The 19,170-nt window shown below is 64.6% G+C and carries 20 protein-coding genes; 15 read left to right on the top strand and 5 right to left on the bottom strand.

All coding sequences use genetic code 11. From position 1 onward, the window contains the following. The first annotated feature begins 14 nt into the window (after positions 1 to 14). Together IQ25_RS21475 and IQ25_RS07570 are read left to right on the top strand one after the other, a co-directional pair. Positions 15 to 1,919 (top strand): sensor histidine kinase, encoded by a 1,905-nt coding sequence (locus IQ25_RS21475; protein ID WP_407070587.1) that lies wholly within the window; start codon positions 15 to 17, stop codon positions 1,917 to 1,919. A 7-nt stretch (positions 1,920 to 1,926) separates the two neighbouring features. Further along, positions 1,927 to 2,682: a LytR/AlgR family response regulator transcription factor gene (locus IQ25_RS07570; protein WP_220094535.1), complete on the top strand. Its 756-nt coding sequence runs from the start codon at positions 1,927 to 1,929 to the stop codon at positions 2,680 to 2,682. Positions 2,683 to 2,686: 4 nt separating this feature from the next. On the opposite strand, the gene IQ25_RS07565 is transcribed toward IQ25_RS07570, so the two are convergent. The 3 genes from IQ25_RS07565 to IQ25_RS07555 form a co-directional block, all read right to left on the bottom strand. Further along, positions 2,687 to 4,504 carry an AMP-dependent synthetase/ligase gene (locus IQ25_RS07565; RefSeq protein WP_407070586.1) on the bottom strand — a complete coding sequence of 606 codons (1,818 nt, stop codon included), beginning with the start codon at positions 4,502 to 4,504 and terminating at the stop codon, positions 2,687 to 2,689. A gap of 133 nt (positions 4,505 to 4,637) precedes the next feature. Beyond that, positions 4,638 to 6,389 carry a gamma-glutamyltransferase gene (ggt, locus tag IQ25_RS07560; RefSeq protein WP_144904417.1) on the bottom strand — a complete coding sequence of 584 codons (1,752 nt, stop codon included), beginning with the start codon at positions 6,387 to 6,389 and terminating at the stop codon, positions 4,638 to 4,640. Between the two features lie 10 nt (positions 6,390 to 6,399). Beyond that, entirely contained in the window at positions 6,400 to 7,449 is a 1,050-nt protein-coding gene (locus tag IQ25_RS07555; protein WP_144904415.1) for a quinone-dependent dihydroorotate dehydrogenase, read from the bottom strand. Between the two features lie 433 nt (positions 7,450 to 7,882). Here IQ25_RS07555 and IQ25_RS07550 point away from each other — a divergent pair, with 433 nt between their 5' ends. From IQ25_RS07550 to IQ25_RS07510, 9 genes are read left to right on the top strand one after another with little or no spacing between them, the layout of a single operon-like run. After that, complete coding sequence (locus IQ25_RS07550; RefSeq protein WP_144904413.1) at positions 7,883 to 8,323, top strand: SUF system Fe-S cluster assembly regulator; 441 nt, start codon at positions 7,883 to 7,885, stop codon at positions 8,321 to 8,323. Further along, complete coding sequence (gene sufB / locus IQ25_RS07545) at positions 8,320 to 9,801, top strand: Fe-S cluster assembly protein SufB (protein ID WP_144904410.1); 1,482 nt, start codon at positions 8,320 to 8,322, stop codon at positions 9,799 to 9,801. The genes IQ25_RS07550 and sufB overlap by 4 nt, the downstream gene beginning before the upstream one ends. Beyond that, complete coding sequence (locus IQ25_RS07540; RefSeq protein ID WP_144904408.1) at positions 9,798 to 10,391, top strand: hypothetical protein; 594 nt, start codon at positions 9,798 to 9,800, stop codon at positions 10,389 to 10,391. Before sufB ends, IQ25_RS07540 begins: the two co-directional genes overlap by 4 nt. Beyond that, complete coding sequence (locus IQ25_RS07535; RefSeq protein ID WP_221236716.1) at positions 10,388 to 10,912, top strand: endonuclease domain-containing protein; 525 nt, start codon at positions 10,388 to 10,390, stop codon at positions 10,910 to 10,912. Before IQ25_RS07540 ends, IQ25_RS07535 begins: the two co-directional genes overlap by 4 nt. Positions 10,913 to 10,923: 11 nt before the next feature. Next, a complete protein-coding gene (gene sufC / locus IQ25_RS07530) occupies positions 10,924 to 11,667 on the top strand; it encodes a Fe-S cluster assembly ATPase SufC (RefSeq protein ID WP_144904406.1) in 744 nt (247 codons plus the stop codon). Beyond that, a complete protein-coding gene (locus IQ25_RS07525; RefSeq protein WP_144904404.1) occupies positions 11,664 to 12,401 on the top strand; it encodes a SufD family Fe-S cluster assembly protein in 738 nt (245 codons plus the stop codon). Before sufC ends, IQ25_RS07525 begins: the two co-directional genes overlap by 4 nt. After that, the gene (locus tag IQ25_RS07520; protein WP_144904402.1) at positions 12,398 to 13,609 is read left to right on the top strand and encodes a cysteine desulfurase; all 1,212 of its coding nucleotides are present in this window, start codon (positions 12,398 to 12,400) and stop codon (positions 13,607 to 13,609) included. Before IQ25_RS07525 ends, IQ25_RS07520 begins: the two co-directional genes overlap by 4 nt. Beyond that, on the top strand, positions 13,606 to 14,097 hold the full coding sequence (locus IQ25_RS07515) for an SUF system Fe-S cluster assembly protein (protein ID WP_144904400.1): 492 nt from the start codon (positions 13,606 to 13,608) through the stop codon (positions 14,095 to 14,097). The genes IQ25_RS07520 and IQ25_RS07515 overlap by 4 nt, the downstream gene beginning before the upstream one ends. A 34-nt stretch (positions 14,098 to 14,131) precedes the next feature. After that, a complete protein-coding gene (locus IQ25_RS07510) occupies positions 14,132 to 14,494 on the top strand; it encodes a HesB/IscA family protein (protein ID WP_144904398.1) in 363 nt (120 codons plus the stop codon). On the opposite strand, the gene IQ25_RS07505 is transcribed toward IQ25_RS07510, so the two are convergent. Together IQ25_RS07505 and thrS are read right to left on the bottom strand one after the other, a co-directional pair. Beyond that, positions 14,495 to 15,193: a sulfite exporter TauE/SafE family protein gene (locus tag IQ25_RS07505; protein WP_258536997.1), complete on the bottom strand. Its 699-nt coding sequence runs from the start codon at positions 15,191 to 15,193 to the stop codon at positions 14,495 to 14,497. Between the two features lie 41 nt (positions 15,194 to 15,234). Continuing rightward, positions 15,235 to 17,229 (bottom strand): threonine--tRNA ligase, encoded by a 1,995-nt coding sequence (thrS, locus tag IQ25_RS07500; protein ID WP_144904396.1) that lies wholly within the window; start codon positions 17,227 to 17,229, stop codon positions 15,235 to 15,237. Between the two features lie 350 nt (positions 17,230 to 17,579). Between thrS and IQ25_RS07495 the strand changes: the two genes are divergently transcribed. The 4 genes from IQ25_RS07495 to IQ25_RS07485 are packed head-to-tail and all read left to right on the top strand — an operon-like array spanning position 17,580 to position 19,149. Next, a complete protein-coding gene (locus IQ25_RS07495; protein WP_144904394.1) occupies positions 17,580 to 18,014 on the top strand; it encodes a hypothetical protein in 435 nt (144 codons plus the stop codon). Continuing rightward, positions 18,011 to 18,205 (top strand): helix-turn-helix transcriptional regulator, encoded by a 195-nt coding sequence (locus tag IQ25_RS07490; RefSeq protein ID WP_144904392.1) that lies wholly within the window; start codon positions 18,011 to 18,013, stop codon positions 18,203 to 18,205. The genes IQ25_RS07495 and IQ25_RS07490 overlap by 4 nt, the downstream gene beginning before the upstream one ends. A gap of 2 nt (positions 18,206 to 18,207) precedes the next feature. Then, entirely contained in the window at positions 18,208 to 18,375 is a 168-nt protein-coding gene (locus IQ25_RS20990) for a hypothetical protein (protein WP_158637706.1), read from the top strand. A gap of 36 nt (positions 18,376 to 18,411) precedes the next feature. Then, positions 18,412 to 19,149: an alpha/beta fold hydrolase gene (locus tag IQ25_RS07485; protein ID WP_144904390.1), complete on the top strand. Its 738-nt coding sequence runs from the start codon at positions 18,412 to 18,414 to the stop codon at positions 19,147 to 19,149. Positions 19,150 to 19,170: the final 21 nt, after the last annotated feature.

Below are 19,170 nucleotides of genomic sequence, written 5' to 3'. Positions count from 1 at the left end.
TTAGACATCCTGCGATGACGTCGTCGCAAATCGATCCGGGTATCCCGCGCGTACCGGCCCGGCAGGTGATCCTGTCGGCCGCTGCGCTGTGGCTGTGCTATTTCCTGCTGATCACCGTGCGGGGCCTGGTGGTCGAGCTGGGGGACTTCAGCGACCTGCTCTGGCGACGCGCGCTGGTGACGGCGGCAGGGATCGTCGTGACGGTGGCGTGCTGGCCCCTGCTGCGGCGCTTCGATGCAAGGCCGCTGGCCACGCGCGTTGCAGCAGCGTTGGTAATCATGCTTCCGGCCGCTCTTGCGCTTGCTGCGGTGAACCAGTGGGCCTTCGCCCCGGTCGAAAAGCGGATGATCGAGCGGATCAGCAATGACCAGTCCGGCCAGACCAGCACCACCACCCAGACCACTGTCACAAACGGCACCGGCAAAGGTGGCGGGGTCAAGATTCGGCACGACATGGCGGGGAACGTGCTGGTCGATGTTCTTGACGAAGGCTTCATTCCTCCCGAGCCGCCGGAGCCTCCTGCTCCGAAACCTGCACCGTCCCCGAATCCCGCGCCTTCCGCCCGGCCAACCCCCACGCCAGAGCCGCTGCTCGACGAGGAAGACATCGCCGAACTGCGCAAGCTGGGTGACGAACGGACGATTGCAGCGCTCAAGGATGCTGGCATCATCCAGAATCCTGATGGCAGCACGGTGATCACCCAGCCGGGTCTCTACGTGAAGCAGTATGCCGATGGCCGCTCCGAGGTTCGCACGGGCGGCAAAGTCTACACGGTCGACGAGGATGGCGAAGTAGCCGGCGTCGAGGAAGCGCCTGCTCCGCCTGCGCTGCCCGCCACGGCTGCGTTACCGGCTCCACCCGCTCCACCGGCACCGGTGCTTTCCGCGGCGATGCAGGAGCGGATCCGCCAAACGGCGCAGCGCGAAGCTGAAAAAGCCATGGCCAAGGCCGAAGCTCTGCGCGAGATCGCCCAAGAGCGAGACCGGGCGGCGCGGACCCGTCAGGCAAAAAACGCCCGGCTTGCCGAAGAGACCCGTCAGCCTCCGGCGAAGGCCGCTCCCGCGACGGCCCCCAAAGTGCCGGTTGCCGACAGTCCGCAGCCCTCGCCGTCTGATATCGTCAGCGAGGAGTATCGCGGGCCTGACCACGTCACGATCATCCGCCAGACGGTCGAGAACGAAGGCCTGTGGCGGCAGCTGACCGATGTGGCACTGGGGCGCTACTTCCTGCTGATCGCCTGGGCTGCGCTGTATCTGGCGCTGGGGAATGGCGAGCAGCTACGCGCGGCGGAATATCGCGAAGGGCAGTATGCGCGCGCGGCTAAGGCTGCGGAGCTCAGGTCCTTGCGCTATCAGGTCAACCCGCACTTCCTGTTCAACACATTGAATTCCTTGTCAGCTTTGGTCATGGTCGGGCGAACCGAACAGGCCGAGCGGATGATCCAGTCGATTTCGCGCTTCTATCGCCACAGCCTTGCCGGCGATCCGACCACGGACATGCCGCTCGAGGACGAGATCGCCTTGCAGCGGCATTACCTCGACATCGAGGCGGTGCGCTTCCCCGAACGGCTGCGCTGCGAATTCGATATCCCCGAGGAGCTGATGAGCGCCTGCGTGCCGGGGATGATTCTCCAGCCGCTGGTCGAGAATTCGATCAAGTACGCGGTTTCGACCACGATCCGTCCGGTCACCATCCGCATCACCGCGCGCGAGGCCGGAGGCTTCCTCGTGCTGACCGTGGCCGACGACGGTCCGGGTGAAGGTTTTGCCAATGGCGGAACCGGGATCGGCATTGCCAACGTGAAAAGCCGCCTTGCCGCCCGCTTCGGTGAGGACGCGGGGAAAGTCGAAAGCGGCCCGTTGCCGGCCGGTGGCTATGCTACCGTGCTGACTATGCCGGTCGTCAGGAACGAATGCTGAGGGGGACTTGTCGTTGCGGACCTTGATTGTCGATGACGAACCGCTGGCGGTTGAACGGATGCAGATCCTCTGCACGCGGATACCTGCGCTGCAAGTGGTCGGCACAGCCAGCGATGGCGCCGCGGCGCTGCGCCTGATCGAGGCGCTGGCGCCCGATCTTGTGCTGCTCGACATGACGATGCCCGAGATGGATGGCCTTGGTGTGGCACGTGCACTGACCGGGCAGGCCAATCGCCCTGCGGTAGTCTTTGTCACGGCCCATGACGATTTTGCAGTCGAGGCTTTCGATTGCGATGCGGTCGACTACGTGCTCAAGCCCGTGGCGCAGGAGCGGCTGGAGCGTGCGGTCGAGCGCGCACAGGCGCGTCGCAGCGCTCCTGTCGAAACACCGCTGACGCCCGAGAAGCCCGCCAGCGAATGGATCGAGGAGTTCTGGGTGCCGCATCGCTCCGAACTGATCCGGGTGGCGGCTTCCGACCTCGAACGCATCGACGCAGAGCGCGACTATGTGCGCCTGCATGTCGGCAGCCAGCATGGTCAGGGCCGCAGCTACATGATGCTGCACACCATCGCCGGGTTGGAGGCGCGCCTCGATCCCGAACACTTCATCCGCCTCCACCGATCGACCATCGTCCGGCGCGACCGGATTGCCGGGCTGAAGCATGATGGTCTCGGTGTTTGGTCAGCGGAACTGGCCGATGGATCGCTGCAGCGGATCGGCCGCACCTACCTCGCGCGGGTGAAAGCGATGGCGGGGCGCTGACCTCTCACGCCTTGTAGAGCGCGTCCACTCGCGCGCCGTAGCGTTCCTTGATCTTGTGGCGGCGGATCTTGAGGCTCGGGGTCATCTCGCCGTTGTCGATGCTGAACGCCTCGTCGGCGAAGGTGAACTGGCGGACCTTTTCGATCACCGAGAGCTCCTTGTTCACCCGGTCCACCGCCGCGCGGATGGCGCTCTTGAACGCAGGCAGGTCCTGCAGTTCCTTGAAGTTGAAGTGCTCGCCCTGCGCGCGGGCCCATTCGAGCGACCATTCAGGATCGGGCACGATCAGGCCTACGATGTAGGGCCGCTTGTCACCCGAGACCATCGCCTGAGCTATCTCCGGCTGCAGCGTCAACATGCCCTCGATCTTCTGCGGAGAGACGTTGTCGCCCTTGTCGTTGACGATCATGTCCTTCTTGCGGTCGGTGATGACGATGCGGCCCTTGGCATCGAGGTGGCCGATGTCGCCGGTGTGCAGCCAGCCTGCGTTGGGTCCGTCGGTCGGGATCGCACGGGCGGTCTCGGCATCGTTGTGCCAATAGCCATGCATCACCAGTTCGCCGCGCACGAGGATTTCCCCGTCCTCGGCAATCTTCACTTGCACGCCCTTCATCGGCGGGCCGACGGTATCCATCTTCAGGCCGACCTTGGGCCGGTTGCAGGAGATCACCGGGCCAGCCTCGGTCTGCCCATAGCCTTGCAGCATGGTCAGGCCCATTGCGTCAAAGAAGACGCCCACTTCGGGGTTGAGCGGCGCCCCCCCAGAAACCATCGCCTTCATCCGTCCGCCAAAGCGCGCGCGAATCTTCGGCCGCAGCGTGCGCTCCAGAATCAGGCTCATCGGTGCATCGATGAGGCGGCCCTTCCCGGCAGCCTTGCGCGTGCCGATGCTGAGCGCGCGGTCCATCAGATAGTTGGCCAGCTTCCCCTGCTTTTCCACCTGCTTCATGATCCGCGTGCGCAGCACCTCGAACAGGCGCGGCACCACGACCATCATCGTCGGGCGCACTTCCTCGATGTTGGAGGCGAGCTTCTCGAGCCCTTCGGAATAGTAGATCTGCGCGCCCATGCCGATCGGCAGGTACTGCCCGCCGGTGTGCTCGTAGGCGTGCGACAGCGGCAGGAACGACAGGAACACCTCCTCGTCCCAGCCGAAGTCGTTGGCGAGAATCTCGGCGGCACCTTCGACATTGCACAGGATCGAACCATGATGCAGCCGCACGCCGCGCGGGCTTCCGCCGGTGCCGCTGGTGTAGATGATGCACGCCAGATCATCCCGGCCCATGTTTCGCAGCCGCTCATCGACCGCCTCACGCGCCTCGGCGCCGTCGCCGCTGGTCAGCGTCTGCCAGTCATGAAAGGCAAGTTTGCCGGCCTGCATCTGGCGCAGCGGCTCCATGCCGATCACGTGTTCGACACAGGGCGCGGACAGTGCGGCGGGAAGCAGCGGTTGCGAGAGTTTGGCCGTCGAGACGATCACCGCCCGCGCGCCCGAGTTTTCGAGAATGTGCAGGTGATCGCGCTCGGTATTGGTGATGTAGGTCGGCACGGTGACGAGCCCCGCCGCCATGATGGCATGGTCGGCAATGCACCATTCGGGCCGGTTTTCCGATACGAGCGCCACCCGGTCGCCGGGATTGAGGCCAAGCGCGCGCAGCGATTGTGCAAGCACGCAAATCTGCCGCGCGGCCTCCGCCCAGCTCAGCGAATGCCACGCGCCCTTGCTCTTGGCCCACAGGAATGGCGCATCGCCGCGCTTGCCCGCGCGGTCGAGGAACATCGAAACCAGATTCGGAAAGCCTGCGAAATCCGTAAGCTGCACGTCGTTGACCCTCGTCCCTTGTCGGCAAGAGGAAGCAAAGCTCCCCGCCAGTTGAACGGGAACCTAGTGACGCAGTTCCTTCACGGCAACCGGTGAGACCAAGCCAAGGGAAGATATGCCCGAACGGGCCAGGTCACGGAGCAATGGCGGCGCCTTCGCTGCGGGGATCGGCTGCCCCTCGCCAGCGATCGCCGACCCGTTCGATCGCATTGGCCTTGAACGATGGCGAGCGGGCGACGACCTGCGCGTGCCCCAGCTGCTGGAGAAGGGGGATCAATTGTTCGAGGCGGGTGCCTTTCTCGACAAAGACCACGTCGCCGCCGGGTGCGAAGATCACTGGCAAGGCAATGGCTTCGCGAGCCGAGAGGTTCCAGTCGAGCACGCCGATGATCGCCTTGGCAACCTGCGCTGGGATGGTCGTGCCCCCTGCTGCGCCTATCGCGAGTCGAAGCTTGCCATCGGGGCCATAGACGAGTGTCGGCGCCATCGAACTGCGCGGCCGCTTGCCGCCTTCGACCCGGTTGGCAGTGGGCTTGCCATCGCGATCTGGCACGATGTTGAAATCGGTCAGCTCGTTGTTGAGGTAGTACCCGCCGACCATCAGGCCCGAACCGAACGGCCCTTCGATGGTGGAGGTATAGCTGGCGGCATTGCCCCAGCGGTCGACCGCAACGAAATGCGTGGTGCCATGCTCTTCCTGAAGTGGCGCAGGCGCGAAGGCGACCTTTGCCCCGGGCGGCGTGCCGGGCTGGACGCTCGGCAAGGTACTGCCTTCCGAGATCAGGGCAGAGCGCCCGGCGAGATAGGACGGGTCCGTCAGGCCCGCGACGGGGACCGAGACGAAATCGCTGTCGGCCAGATACTGGTCGCGATCGGCATAGGCGAGGCGCTCGGATTCCGCGATCAGATGCCACGATACAGGATTGGCGGGGCCAAGTGTCTTGAGATCGAAGCGTTCAAGCTGCTTGAGGATGGCAAAGACCGTCGTCGCACCCGACGAGGGCGGACCCATCCCGCAGATGCGGTATGCGCGGTACTGCCCGCAGACGGCTGGCCGCCCGATAGCACGGTAGGCGGCAAGATCGGCCGTGGTCATCGGCGCGGGATTGCGCGGCGATGTGCCGACCTTGGCGGCAACCGTCGCGGCGTTGTCGCCGGTGTAGAAACTGTCGGCGCCGCGCGCGGCGATGGCTTCAAGCGTAGCTGCGAGTGCCGGATTGCGCACGATCGTACCGACGGGCAGAGGCAGTCCGGCAGCGCCATAATAGAGCGCGCGTGCATCAGGATCGAGCGCACCGGTGCGGCTGGCAGCCGCGAGGATGGAATTGAGGCGCGGTGTTACCGCAAAGCCTTCGCGGGCGAGGCGGATTGCGGGCTGGAACAGCGTGCGCCAGGCAAGCTTGCCCTTGGCGTTGTGCGCACTTGCCGCAAGACGCAGGTTTCCGGGAATGCCGACGCTGCGCCCGCCTGGAATCGCCTCACCGTAAGAGAGCGGCTTGCCATCGACGTAGAACCACTGCGGGGTTGCTGCCCTCGGTGCGGTCTCGCGCCCATCGATGGTATCGACGCTACCCGCCGCGTCGCCCACCACGAGAAAGCCCCCGCCGCCGATGCCCGAACTTTGCGGCTCGACAACTGTCAGCGCCAGCATCGTCGCAATGGCGGCGTCGGTCGCGCTGCCGCCAAGGCGGAGCATCTGCGCTCCGGCCTCGGCTGCGCGAGGATCGGCTGCCGAGACGAGGCCAGGACCCTCGAGAGGCACGCCCTGCGTCGCGGAGGCGACAGGAGAAACGGCAGGTACCGCCGCATTGGGCGGGGGAACGCACGCGCTGGCACAAAGCGCGACTGCAAGGGGAATAATCCGTACTGGGAGAGGCAGGGTCATGCCTCCCTTGCTATTCGCTGCCGACCGCCTCGGCAATGGAAGTCATGCCTGCTTCGCGCACCTTGCGTTCCAGACCTGCGACGATGCGCCTGGCAAGGCCCGGGCCTTCATAGACCATCGCGCTATAGATCTGGATCAGGCTGGCGCCTGCGCGGATGCGTGCCCAGGCATCGTCCACCGTGCTGATGCCGCCCACGCCGACCAGCGGGATTGCGCCGCCGCTGGCCTTGCGGAAATCGCGCAGGCGCTGCAGCGCCAGTTCGCGCAAGGGCTCTCCCGAAAGCCCGCCGGTTTCAGCAGCATGGGCCGAGTGCAGGGCCGGTCGGGTGATCGTGGTGTTCGAAATGATCAGCGCGGCCAGCCGCTTCTCCAGCGCGATCCGGCAGATCGCATCGATGTCCGAAGGCTCAAGATCCGGGGCAAGCTTGAGGAACACCGGCACGTTGATGTTGCTGCGCGCCTCGATCACCGCGTCGAGCAGCGCCGAAAGGGCACCTTCGTCTTGCAGCGCACGCAGGCCGGGCGTGTTAGGCGAGGAAATATTGACGGTAAGGTATGACGCCAGTGGCGCCATGATCCGCGTCATCTGCGCATAGTCGGCGATACGGTCGACCGAATCCTTGTTCGCGCCGATGTTGACCCCGACGATGCCGGGCAGCCCGTGCTTGCCGGTTTCCAGCCGCTTGACCAAGCGGTTGGTGACCGCCTGCGCCCCTTCGTTGTTGAAGCCCATGCGATTGATCACGGCGCGGTCCTCGATCAGCCGGAACAGGCGGGGCTTGGGATTGCCCTCCTGCGGCAGCGGCGTGACCGTGCCCACTTCGACGAAGCCGAACCCGAGACCGAGCATCGCATCGGGCACTTCGGCGTTCTTGTCGAAACCCGGCGCCATGCCGACCGGGTTGGGGAACGCGATCCCGGCGATGCGCTGGGCAAGCGTCGGGGTGGGCGCGATCGGGCCGGAAGGCTGGCTCAGTGCCAACGCCTTGATGGTCAGCCGATGGGCTGGTTCTGCAGGTATGCGGAAGATCAGCGGGCGCAGCAGGGAATAAGGCGTCAAGGGATAAAGGTTCCGGATTGGAGATTCAGCAGATTCGATTCGGGCGCGTTCGCGACGATTCAAGACCGCGCGCAGCTCTGTCCCATGTCTTTGGGACGAGATTCTGCAATGGCCAAGTCGGAACTTCTCGATTCTGACAGCATTTGTAATTGATTGCGCTTGATATGTTGCGCGTTTGCCACCGAAATTGTCGAATCCATACAATTCACCTTACGGCCTTCTGCGTAGGAAGGCGCTGCGACCCGAAGGGCTCGGTGCAGCAATGCAACGGGTTCTCGACTTTCAGGCGGCCGATAACCCTCTTGGGGATCGGCCGCCCTTTTTTTGCGCTATCGCTCAAGCACCTCAGCCCCTTGTGCCGCCACATGCCTGCGCCTAGATAACCGGAGTGATTCGGTCCGATTTCGCGGACCATTGCCCGGGACCTTCGCCAATGCGCCTTTCCAGCATGGCTGATTATGCCGTCGTGACGATGACCGCCGCTGCACGCCACTGCGGCGGCCAGCGCGTCTGCGCGCAGCAACTGGCTGACGAAACCGGCCTTCCGGTGCCCACCGTGCAGAAGCTGGTCAGCAAGCTCTCGGCCGCCGGCCTGCTCAAGTCGGTGCGCGGCGCACGCGGCGGCTTGAAGCTCGCCCGTCCAGCCGCAGCCATCACTCTGGCGGATATCGTCGAGGCGGTCGAAGGCCCTATTGCGCTTACGCCCTGCAGCGAGCATGGGCGCCACGATTGCACGCTGGAAGCAGCGTGTACCGTTCGTCCGCACTGGCCTGCGGTCGATGCCGCCCTGCGCGGCGCGCTGGCCGGAATACCGCTTACCCAATTGTCCCGCCCCGCCGTCCCGGCGGTCCCGGTGGCGGAGGTTATGGCATGACCGAGAACGTCGAAGTAAAGGATCAGGCTGCGCGCGAGGCGGCGGCAAAGGTTGCCGATTACGAGCACGGCTGGTCGTCCGATATCGAGCAGGAGTACGGGCCCAAGGGCCTCTCCGAAGATACTGTCCGCTATATCTCGGCCAAGAAGAACGAGCCCGAATGGATGCTCGAATGGCGCCTGAAGGCCTATCGCCACTGGCTGACCATGCCCACGCCCGACTGGGCCAAGCTCAATGTCCCGCCGATCGACTATCAGGACGCTTATTACTGGGCGGCACCCAAGGCCAAGCCCAAGCTCGGCAGCCTTGACGAGGTAGATCCGGAAATCCTGCGCATCTACGAAAAGCTCGGCATTCCGCTCGAGGAGCAAAAGGTGCTCGCCGGCGTCGAAGGCGCGCGCAAGGTCGCGGTCGATGCCGTGTTCGACAGCGTTTCGGTTGCCACGACCTTCCGCAAGGAGCTTGAAGCGGCAGGCGTCATCTTCCGCTCGATCTCCGAAGCGATCCGCGAATACCCCGATCTTGTGAAGAAGTGGCTCGGCAAGGTCGTGCCGATGCACGACAACTACTTCGCCACGCTGAACTGCGCGGTCTTCTCGGACGGCACTTTCGTCTACATCCCCGAAGGCGTGCGCTGCCCGATGGAGCTGTCCACCTATTTTCGCATCAACGCGGAAAATACCGGCCAGTTCGAACGCACCCTGATCGTTGCCGACAAGGGCGCTTACGTCTCCTATCTCGAAGGCTGTACCGCGCCGCAGCGTGACGAGAACCAGCTTCACGCCGCTGTCGTGGAACTTGTCGCGCTCGACGATGCCGAGATCAAGTACTCCACCGTCCAGAACTGGTATCCCGGCAACGCCGAGGGTCTTGGCGGCATCTACAACTTCGTCACCAAGCGCGCGCTTTGCCAGGGCGCTCGCTCCAAGGTTTCGTGGACGCAAGTGGAAACCGGCTCTGCCATCACCTGGAAGTACCCGTCCTGCGTGCTGAATGGCGAGGATTCGGTGGGCGAGTTCTACTCGGTTGCCGTCACCAACAACCACCAGCAGGCCGATACCGGCACCAAGATGATCCACAACGGCAAGGGGTCGCGCTCGACCATCGTGTCGAAGGGCATCTCGGCGGGCAAGAGCAACAACACCTATCGCGGCCTCGTCCGCGTTGCCCCGCAGGCCGAAGGCGTGCGCAATTTCACCCAGTGTGACAGCCTGCTGCTGGGCGCAGAATGCGGCGCACACACCGTGCCCTACATCGAAGTGCGCAACCCCAGCGCCACGATCGAACACGAAGCCACCACCAGCAAGATCAGCGACGACCAGCTGTTCTACGCCATGCAGCGCGGCCTCGATCAGGAAAGCGCCGTCGCCCTGATCGTCAACGGCTTCGCCCGCGAAGTGCTGCAGCAGCTGCCGATGGAGTTTGCCGTCGAGGCGCAGAAGTTGCTGGGAATCAGCCTTGAAGGCAGCGTGGGATGAGCCTTTCCGAAAGCGATCTGTTTCTCGATTTCTCCGCCGTCCCTGTGGCGGATGCGATCGTGCGCAAGGTTGCCGAATACGGACATGCGATTGCCTTTCCGGCTGGTTTCGAAACCACCGACAAGGCTCATTCGGGCTGGGTGCCAGCTTTGCTGAATGGCGTCGACACCGGTTTCGATTACGGGGTGATGTCGCGCGAGCAGTATCTCGGGAATGACTTGGAAGCCCCTGATTATCCCGAGCATGGCAATATCGTGCTGGCGTTCGCAGCCCGCGGGCACCAGAGCTCCATTCTCGCCATGTCACTGGTTCAGCGCGCGATCTGCGAGCTTACCGATGCGCAGGGCTGGTGGCAGGAGGGCGAAGAACGTCTCGGCAATGCCGACATGATCAAATTCTGCATCGAGACGATCAAGGCGATCGAGGCGAACCCCGCCCCGGCAGAGCCCAGGCGCAAGCCGTCGAGGGCCAGCGCCGAGGACAAGCGTTTTGCGATCAAGACGCTGATCATCTTCGGGGCCGTGCTGCTGGGCATTTACGTGCTGAGCGCGCTGGCCGGTCAACTCTTCGCCCCAAGGACGGCACAATGATCAAGAAGACCCTTTCCATCCGCCCCGTCGGCGAACGTGCTGAAGCGCCGAAGATCCAGAAGAAGGGTCGCGGCTGGGCGATCTCGGGCTCGCGCCTCGATGCGATCCATGACCGTGCGCGCCAGATGCGCCGTGAGCCGGACGAGGCGCATCTCGCGCTGGCCGAGGAACTGGCGAAGGAAGACCTCGGCAAGTACAAGTTCAAGCGCTACGCGGTGATCGGATCGGCCCTTGTTGATTTTGCCAGCCAGCCGTTGAAACTGGTCGTTGCGCTCGACCGGGGCGAAAACCCCGAGATCGAACGCCGCCGCGACGCCAGCCTCGCCGAAGTCGGCCTCAAGGTCCTGCGCTATGACGCTGCCGAAGTCCTCGGCGATCCCGAGGGCGCCTGCGCTGCCGTGCTGCGCGAGATGAAGGCCCGCTACGAAGAGTTGCGCGCCGCCTCGCGCCCGCAACGCCCCTCCTATTCGCGCTCCGGCGCGCGCCCGCAGCGCAGCCCCTACCCACGGGCTCGCGACTGAGAGAGATGATCATGCTCGAAATCCAGAACCTCCAGGCGACCGTTGCCGACAAGCCGATCCTCAAGGGTCTTTCGCTCACCATCAACGCGGGTGAGATCCACGCGATCATGGGGCCGAACGGCGCAGGCAAGTCGACGCTCGGCTACACGCTCGGCGGGCGTCCCGGCTATGAAGTGACCGGCGGCACCGCCACGCTCGATGGCACCGACCTGTTCGAACTCGAACCGTACGAACGCGCCGCCGCTGGCCTGTTCCTTGGCTTCCAGTACCCGGTCGAAATCCCCGGCGTCTCCTTCGTCCAGTTCCTGCGCGAATCCGCCAATGCCCAGCGCAAGGCGCGGGGCGAGGCACCGCTCTCTGGCGGCGAATTCCTCAAGCTCGCCAAGGAGAAGGCGGGCCTGCTGCGCATGGACATGGACATGCTCAAACGCCCGGTGAACGTCGGCTTTTCGGGCGGTGAGAAGAAGCGCGCCGAGATGGTCCAGATGGGCATCCTCGATCCCAAGATCGCCATCCTTGACGAGACCGATTCCGGCCTCGACATCGACGCGCTGCGTATCTGCGGCGAAGGCATCAACGCGATCATGCGCAAGCCCGACAAGGCCGTGCTGCTGATCACCCACTATCAGCGCCTGCTCGATTACGTGAAGCCGGACTTCGTCCACGTCCTTGCCGGTGGCCGCATCGTGCGCAGCGGCGGCCCGGAACTGGCGCTCGAACTCGAAGAGAACGGCTACGAGGCCGTCGCGGCATGAGTGAAGCGCTCGCCCTGCCGACACGCAAGGACGAAGCGTATCGCTACGCCGACCTTGCCGCGCTCGAAACGCTCTGGCCGCTTCCGGTGCAGGACATCCGCGTTGGCGCGGGCGAGCAGGGCGCGCTGGCCATGGTGCTCGATGGCGCCAACGATGCCGCTCATGATATTGCCATAACGCTGGAAGACGGCGCGGAGTATGACCTGCGCCTGCTCAACGCCGGTTCCGCTTATGGCCGCATTGTGGTTCGTGTCACGCTCGGCAAGGGCGCGAAGTTCCACCTCGGCGCGGCGCAGATTGCAGGCGGCGACCAGACGGTAGAGATTGTCACTGAAGTCACCCACGCAGAGCCCGATGCCGTATCGAGCCAGGTCGTGCGTTCGGTTCTCGGCTGCCACGCCACCGGCACCTATCTCGGTAAGGTTGCTGTGGCTCGAGGCGCGATCGGCACCGATGGCGAACAGTCGATCCGGGCGATGCTGCTGGACCGTACAGCCACCGCCAACGCCCGCCCGGAACTCGAAATCTACGCCGACGACGTGAAGTGTGCGCACGGTTGCGCGGTCGGAGAACTCGATCCGCAAGGGCTGTTCTACCTCGCTCAGCGCGGCCTTCCGCCTGCCGTCGCCAAGAAGCTGATGCTGCAGGCCTTCATCGCCGAGGCCTTTGTCGGCGCGGCCGATGAAGAAGCACTGACCGAAGCTGCCCTCAAGGCGCTAGAGGCGGTGCTGTGACAGTCGACGCGCTGACCCGCGCCTCGCAGTGGCCCGGCCTCGTCAATCCTGACGGCAGCCGCTGGCATTATCTTGATACCGCTGCCACCGCGCAGAAGCCGCAAGTTGTCATCGACGCCATTACCCGCGCGCTGGGCAGCGACTACGCCACCGTCCATCGCGGCGTCTATGCCCGCTCGGCGGACATGACGCTCGCGTTCGAAGCTGCCCGGCGCAAGGTTGCTGGCTTGATCGGCGGGATCGAGAACGAACTGGTCTTCACCCGCGGCGCGACCGAGGCGATCAATCTCGTCGCGCAGACCTGGGGCGTGCAGAACCTCAAGGCCGGTGACCGCATCCTGATCTCCACGTTGGAGCACCACGCCAATATCGTGCCGTGGCAGATGCTGCGCGACCGCACGGGTGTGGACATCGACGTCTGCCCGCTCACCGAAGACGGGCTGATCGACCTCGACGCGGCTGAGCGCATGATCACGCCTGCGCACAAGCTGGTCGCCTTCGCGCATGTTTCGAACGTGCTTGGCTCGGTGCTCGACGCGCCCCGCGCGGTCGCCTTGGCCCGCAGCGTCGGCGCGAAGATCCTGCTCGATGGCTGCCAGTCGGTCGCGCGTCTGACGGTAGACGTGAAGGCGCTGGACTGCGATTTCTACGTCTTCTCCGCGCACAAGCTCTATGGCCCCACCGGCATCGGCGCGCTCTGGGCCAAGGCGGACATTCTCGATGCCATGCCGCCATGGCAGGGCGGCGGCGCGATGATCGACAGGGTTACCTTCGATAAGACCACCTATGCCCCCGCGCCGCAACGGTTCGAGGCGGGCACCCCTGCCATCGTCGAGGCCATCGGCTTTGGTGCAGCAGTGGATTTCGTTCAGGCGCAAGGTCTCGCCTCCATCCACGCCCACGAATGCGCGCTGGTGGAGAAAGCCCGTGAAGCGCTCGGGCGGATGAATTCGGTCAAGCTGTTCGGCCCTGCCGATAGCGCCGGCATCCTCAGCTTCGCGCTCGAAGGCGTGCACCCGCACGATCTGGGCACGATTCTTGACGAGGAAGGCGTGGCGATCCGCGCCGGGCATCACTGCGCCCAGACGCTGATGGCGCACCTTGGCATTCCCGCCACGGCGCGCGCCAGCTTCGGCATCTACAGCGATGAAAGCGATATTGCCGCGCTCGTGCGCGGCATCGAGAGGACCAAGAGGATCTTCGGATGAGCAATGAAGAACCCAAGTTCGCAGTCGAGGAAGTGGCCGAGGTGAACGCCCCGCGCCGGGCCCGCGTGGACGACATTCCCGAACCCGCCGAAGAGACCGCAGCCGAAAAGCTCGAGCGCAAGCGCGACTATCTCGAAGGCTTCCTTGCGGCAAAGCCCGAGGCCGTCTCGCCCGCCGAACCGGGCGGCGACATCTACGAGGGCGTGATTGCCGCGCTCAAGGAAATCTTCGACCCGGAAATCCCGGTCAACATCTACGATCTCGGCCTGATCTACGGCGTCGATGTTTCGGATGAGTCGGACGTGACCGTCACGATGACGCTGACCACGCCGCATTGTCCGGTGGCGGAATCGATGCCCGGCGAAGTCGAACTGCGTGTCTCGTCTGTCCCCGGCGTGCGCGATGCCGAGGTCAATCTCGTCTGGGATCCCGCCTGGGACCCCGCCAAGATGAGCGATGAAGCCAAGCTTGAGCTGGGCATGCTCTGAACATTTGTGAATTAGGCCCCATATAGGTGTTGCCATGACCACCGAAACAAAAGTCCGCCGCCCCCGTCCCGCAGCCGTGATCCTCACGGCCAGTGCCGAGGCGCGCGTGGCGCACCTGATGGAAACCGCCCCCGAAGGCGCCATCGGCGTGAAGCTTTCGACGCCCCGCCGGGGGTGCTCGGGCCTTGCCTATTCGGTGGACTATGTGACCGAAGCCAACCCGCTCGACGAGAAGATCGAAACACCCGGCGGCCTGTTCTTCATCGACAGCGCCTCGGTGCTCTACCTGATCGGCAGCACGATGGACTGGCAGGAAGACGATTTCACCGCCGGCTTCGTGTTCCAGAACCCCAATGCCAAGGGTTCGTGCGGCTGCGGCGAGAGCTTTACCGTCTGATCAGGTCAGCAGGCGAGCCACGGCCATCAGGCCAGAGACTGCCAGCAGAAAGCCGACAAAGCCGCGCCACGCTGCATCGCTGACTTTGCCGAAGGCGCGCGTGCCGAAGTGGTTGCCGATCAGCACCGGCACGAACAGAACAAGCGCGAACAAGGCATCGCGCCACGACGCCAGCTTCAGCGCCAGCGCCGCAGCCGTGCTGGCGATTGACGTCAGCAGGAACACCGTCAGCATCGAGGCGCGTGCCACTTCGCGGGGGATCGGGCGGCGCAGGTAATAGGGCACGACCGGTGGCCCCGGCATTCCGGCAAACCCCGTGAGGAGGCCTGCTGCGGCCCCGGTAAACCCCGTTTCCAGCTTGCCCGGTGCGTGGCCCGGCTTGGCTGGCAACAGCACCAGCAGGAACGCGCCTATGGCCACTGCCGCAATCAGCACGCGCGCCACTTCGGGCGGCGTCGCAAATAGGGCAAGCAGCCCGACCGGCGTCAGCAGCATGGCAAGCCCGCCGATTACGCCTGCGCTCTTCTCTCCCGCGTTCCACACCTTGCGCGCGCCGACGAGACCGATCAGCAACCCGAGCATGTTGGACACGACCACGGCCTCTCCCGGTGGAATCACCAGCCCGATCAGCGGCACCAGCAGGATCGCCATGCCAAATCCTGCCAGTCCGCGCACGAAGGCGGCGATAAACGCCGCCAGCGCGCAAAGGCCCAGCGAAAGGAGCGGCAGGTCGAGCGTGATCAGCTCCGCAGATCCGGTGGCGTGGCCTCGCTCTTCAGCAGGGCAATCGCCTCGTCCAGTGACATCACCTTCTGGTGCTGCTCGCCCAGCGTGCGGATCGCCACGGTGCCTTCCTCGGCCTCGCGCTTGCCCACCACCAGCAGGTACGGGACCTTCTGCAGCGAGTGTTCGCGGACCTTGTAGTTGATCTTCTCGTTGCGCAGGTCCGTATCGGCGCGAATGCCCGCGGCCTTCAGCTTGGCCAGCGCGTCCTTGGCATAGTCGTCCGCGTCCGAAACGATGGTCGCAACCACCGCCTGCACCGGTGCCAGCCACGCGGGCAGGCGTCCGGCGAAGTGCTCGATCAGGATGCCGATGAAGCGCTCATAGGAGCCGAAGATCGCGCGGTGCAGCATGACCGGGCGGTGCTTGTCGCCATCCTCACCGATGTAGGTCGCATCAAGGCGATCGGGCAGGACGCGGTCGGACTGGATCGTGCCGACCTGCCAGGTGCGGCCGATCGCGTCGGTCAGGTGCCATTCCAGCTTGGGCGCATAGAACGCGCCTTCGCCGGGGAGTTCCTCCCAGCCGTACTCTTCAGTTGCCAGACCTGCGCGGACCACGGCGGCGCGCAACTCGCTCTCGGCCTTGTCCCACATCTCCTCGGTGCCGAAGCGCTTTTCTGGGCGCAGCGCGAGCTTGATCGAGTAGGTGAAGCCGAAGTGCTTGTAGATCCGGTCGGCCAGTTCGCAGAACGCCTGCACTTCGTCCACGATCTGGTCTTCGCGGCAGAAGATATGCGCATCGTCCTGCGTGAACTGGCGTACGCGCATCAACCCGTGCAGCGCGCCGTGCGGCTCGTTACGGTGGCAGCAGCCATTCTCATACAGGCGCAAGGGCAGTTCGCGGTAGGACTTGATGCCCTGCCGGAAGATCAGCACGTGCGCGGGGCAGTTCATCGGCTTCAGTGCCATCCAGTCGGCCTCACCGCTGATGACCGGGCCTTCGTCCTCCACGTTCGGCACTTCGTCGGGGATCACGAACATGTTCTCGCGATACTTGCCCCAGTGGCCGGACTGCTCCCACTGCCGTGCGTCCATGACCTGCGGCGTCTTCACCTCGCGATAGCCCGCACCATCGATCGCGCGGCGCATGTAGGCTTCCAGCTCGCGCCAGATCAGATAACCCTTGGGGTGCCAGAACACCGATCCGTGGGCTTCCTGCTGAAGGTGGAACAGGTCCATCTCGTTGCCGAGCTTGCGGTGGTCGCGCTTGGCCGCCTCTTCCAGCCGCGTCAGGTGTGCATCGAGCTGCTTCTTGTTGAGCCAGCCGGTGCCGTACACGCGGGAAAGCATCGCGTTCTTCTGGTCACCACGCCAGTAAGCACCCGAAACGCGCGTCAGCTTGAAGGCTGCCGGATCGAGCTTGCCGGTAGAGGGCAGGTGCGGGCCGCGGCACATGTCGAGCCAGTCGTCGCCCGACCAGTAGACCGTAAGCGGCTCGTCCCCGGGCAGTTCGGCAGCCCATTCGGCCTTGAAGCTCTCGCCCTGCTGCTTCCAGCGGCTGATCAGCTGCTCGCGGCTCCACACCTCGCGGCGCAGCGGCTTGTTGGCGGCAATGATCTTGCGCATCTCCGCCTCGATCGCGGGCAGGTCTTCATCCGTGAACGGGCGATCCTTCGGCGCGAAGTCGTAATAGAACCCGTCGTCCGTGCTCGGCCCGAAGGTGATCTGCGTGCCCGGAAACAGCGCCTGCACCGCCTCGGCCAGCACGTGCGCATAGTCGTGCCGCGCAAGATCGAGCGCTTCGGCCTCGTCCTTCGCGGTCACCAGCGCCAGCTGTGCGTCAGCGGTGAAAGGCCGCGACAGGTCCACCAGTTCGCCATCGACTTTCGCCGCCAGCGCCGCCTTGGCAAGGCCTGGGCCGATTGCGGCGGCAATGTCCGCAGGCGTGCTGCCCGGCGAAACCTCGCGCACGGAACCATCGGGCAGGGTGATCTTCAGCAACTCGGACATGCGGGTCTCTCTGCAATCTCGTGGCAGCGCTTTGGCACAGGAGCGCCGCCACCGGAAGGGCGCGCATCAGGCAAATTGATCGGTTCGGGAGGCGATGCGCAAAGCCACCCGAACCGGGCGGCGGCATCGCTGGCCAAGCGCTAGGCCAGCAGCGACCGCCCCCGGCTCGCGGGGGTAGTGGTTGTAGTGCTGGTGGTACGGCGTGCCATGATGGAGGGCTTCTAACGAGATTGAGGCCAAGAGTCATCCCGCTCGTTAGGTCAAGCTTCCCCGTCACAATGACAATGTCGCTTGACATCCTCGCGAATCTGGTCAAGTAAGCTTGTCATCAGATCAAGGAGGCTTGACCAATGCCCGCCACTATCAAGAACCCCGCCGCGCGCCGCTACACCCTGCGGCTGTTCGTGCTGATGACCGCCTATGTCCTGCTGCTGATCTTCGCCAAGTGGATGTTCAAGCGCGGCTTTGCCGAAGGTGCACTGGGCTATGTGCTGGCAGTCCTGCCTGCCCTGCCGATCATCGGCGTGTTCTGGGCCGTCATGCGGCTGCTGGTCGAGCAGACGGATGAATATCTTCGCATGCTGTTGGTCCGCCAATGCCTCTTCGCCACCGGCTTTGCGCTTGTCGTCACAACCATCCGGGAATGGCTGCAGAACTTTGACATGATCGCAGCGGGTGATGCAGGGTTCGGCGCAGCGTTCTTCTGGTTCGCAGGGCTTGGCCTCGGCGCCCTGTTCAACAAGCTCACCATCGGTGACGCGGGCTGGGATGGAGGCTGCAAGTGAAGAACCGCCTCAAGGTCCTGCGCGCGATGCGTGACTGGAGCCAGGCCGATCTTGCCGAAAAGCTCGAGGTCAGCCGCCAGTCGGTCAACGCAATCGAGACGGGCAAGTACGACCCTTCCCTTCCACTCGCCTTCCGCATCGCCGACCTGTTCGGCCTGCCCATCGAAGAGATCTTCGAAAGAGGAGAATGACCATGCCCTGCAAGAATGCCACGCGCCAGTTCGGGATGTGGGCGGCAATTGCCGTTGCCATCACCGCAGCCTCGATGTCCTCAAGCAAGCCGCACAAGCAGGACCGGCCGACGGCTGCCGCTGCCGCACACACGCCCGCCCGCATCACCCTGACGTTTCCGCTCAACTGAGCTTGCCGTGCCCGCGCCTGCGGGCCATGACGGGGCATGACCGACGTAGCGCGTTTCACTCTGCCCTCGGGCAAGGCCATGGCCTACCGCCATCTCCCCGGCCAATCGCCCACCATTGTGTTCCTCCCCGGCTACATGTCCGACATGTCGGGCAGCAAGGCGCAAGCGGTGCTCGACTGGGCGCAGGACCAGGGCCGGTCCTGCCTGCTGCTGGATTACACCGGCTGCGGACAGAGCGACGGTGATTTCGCGGACGGCCGCCTCTCGCAATGGCGGGACGAGGTCGTCGCCCTGCTCGATCATCTTGGGATCGGACCAGTCCAGCTTGTCGGTTCCAGCATGGGCGGCTGGCTGATGCTGCTGATCGCCGAGGCGCTGGGCGAGCGGGCAACAGCCCTTGTCGGCATCGCGCCCGCGCCAGATTTCACCGAATGGGGCCTGTCGCAATCGCAACGCATCGAACTCGCTGCCGGTCGCACGATCTATGAAGACAACCCCTACGGCCCCGAACCCACCCCCACCCATGCCGGATTCTTCTCTGATGGCGAGCGGCACAAGCGCCTGCGCAGCGGTGTGGCTTTTGATGGTCCGGTGCGCCTGATCCACGGACAGGCCGATCCAGACGTGCCGTGGGACATCTCGATCCAGCTGGCAGGAGCGTTGCGTTCAGCCGATGTGCAGGTGCATCTGATCAAGGACGGTGACCACCGGCTTTCCCGCCCTGCCGACATCGCGCTGCTCCTGCGCGAACTGGCCGGGCTCCATGCCGCCTGATGAAGCCCGAAGTGCCGAAGG

The sequence above is a fragment of the Novosphingobium taihuense genome (assembly GCF_007830315.1).
Classification (GTDB): domain Bacteria; phylum Pseudomonadota; class Alphaproteobacteria; order Sphingomonadales; family Sphingomonadaceae; genus Novosphingobium; species Novosphingobium taihuense.
Note: the sequence above shows the minus strand (reverse complement) of the source record. Positions and strands in the feature narration are given on the sequence as shown.

What these genes read in the sequence shown, in the direction of transcription:
- IQ25_RS21475 (WP_407070587.1), top strand. Translation starts at nt 15, where the DNA reads ATGACGTCGTCGCAAATCGATCCGGGTATCCCGCGCGTACCGGCCCGG.
- ggt (WP_144904417.1), bottom strand. Translation starts at nt 6,389, where the DNA reads ATGACCCTGCCTCTCCCAGTACGGATTATTCCCCTTGCAGTCGCGCTT.
- IQ25_RS07550 (WP_144904413.1), top strand. Translation starts at nt 7,883, where the DNA reads ATGCGCCTTTCCAGCATGGCTGATTATGCCGTCGTGACGATGACCGCC.
- sufB (WP_144904410.1), top strand. Translation starts at nt 8,320, where the DNA reads ATGACCGAGAACGTCGAAGTAAAGGATCAGGCTGCGCGCGAGGCGGCG.
- IQ25_RS07540 (WP_144904408.1), top strand. Translation starts at nt 9,798, where the DNA reads ATGAGCCTTTCCGAAAGCGATCTGTTTCTCGATTTCTCCGCCGTCCCT.
- IQ25_RS07535 (WP_221236716.1), top strand. Translation starts at nt 10,388, where the DNA reads ATGATCAAGAAGACCCTTTCCATCCGCCCCGTCGGCGAACGTGCTGAA.
- sufC (WP_144904406.1), top strand. Translation starts at nt 10,924, where the DNA reads ATGCTCGAAATCCAGAACCTCCAGGCGACCGTTGCCGACAAGCCGATC.
- IQ25_RS07525 (WP_144904404.1), top strand. Translation starts at nt 11,664, where the DNA reads ATGAGTGAAGCGCTCGCCCTGCCGACACGCAAGGACGAAGCGTATCGC.
- IQ25_RS07515 (WP_144904400.1), top strand. Translation starts at nt 13,606, where the DNA reads ATGAGCAATGAAGAACCCAAGTTCGCAGTCGAGGAAGTGGCCGAGGTG.
- IQ25_RS07510 (WP_144904398.1), top strand. Translation starts at nt 14,132, where the DNA reads ATGACCACCGAAACAAAAGTCCGCCGCCCCCGTCCCGCAGCCGTGATC.
- thrS (WP_144904396.1), bottom strand. Translation starts at nt 17,229, where the DNA reads ATGTCCGAGTTGCTGAAGATCACCCTGCCCGATGGTTCCGTGCGCGAG.
- IQ25_RS07495 (WP_144904394.1), top strand. Translation starts at nt 17,580, where the DNA reads ATGCCCGCCACTATCAAGAACCCCGCCGCGCGCCGCTACACCCTGCGG.
- IQ25_RS20990 (WP_158637706.1), top strand. Translation starts at nt 18,208, where the DNA reads ATGCCCTGCAAGAATGCCACGCGCCAGTTCGGGATGTGGGCGGCAATT.
- IQ25_RS07485 (WP_144904390.1), top strand. Translation starts at nt 18,412, where the DNA reads ATGACCGACGTAGCGCGTTTCACTCTGCCCTCGGGCAAGGCCATGGCC.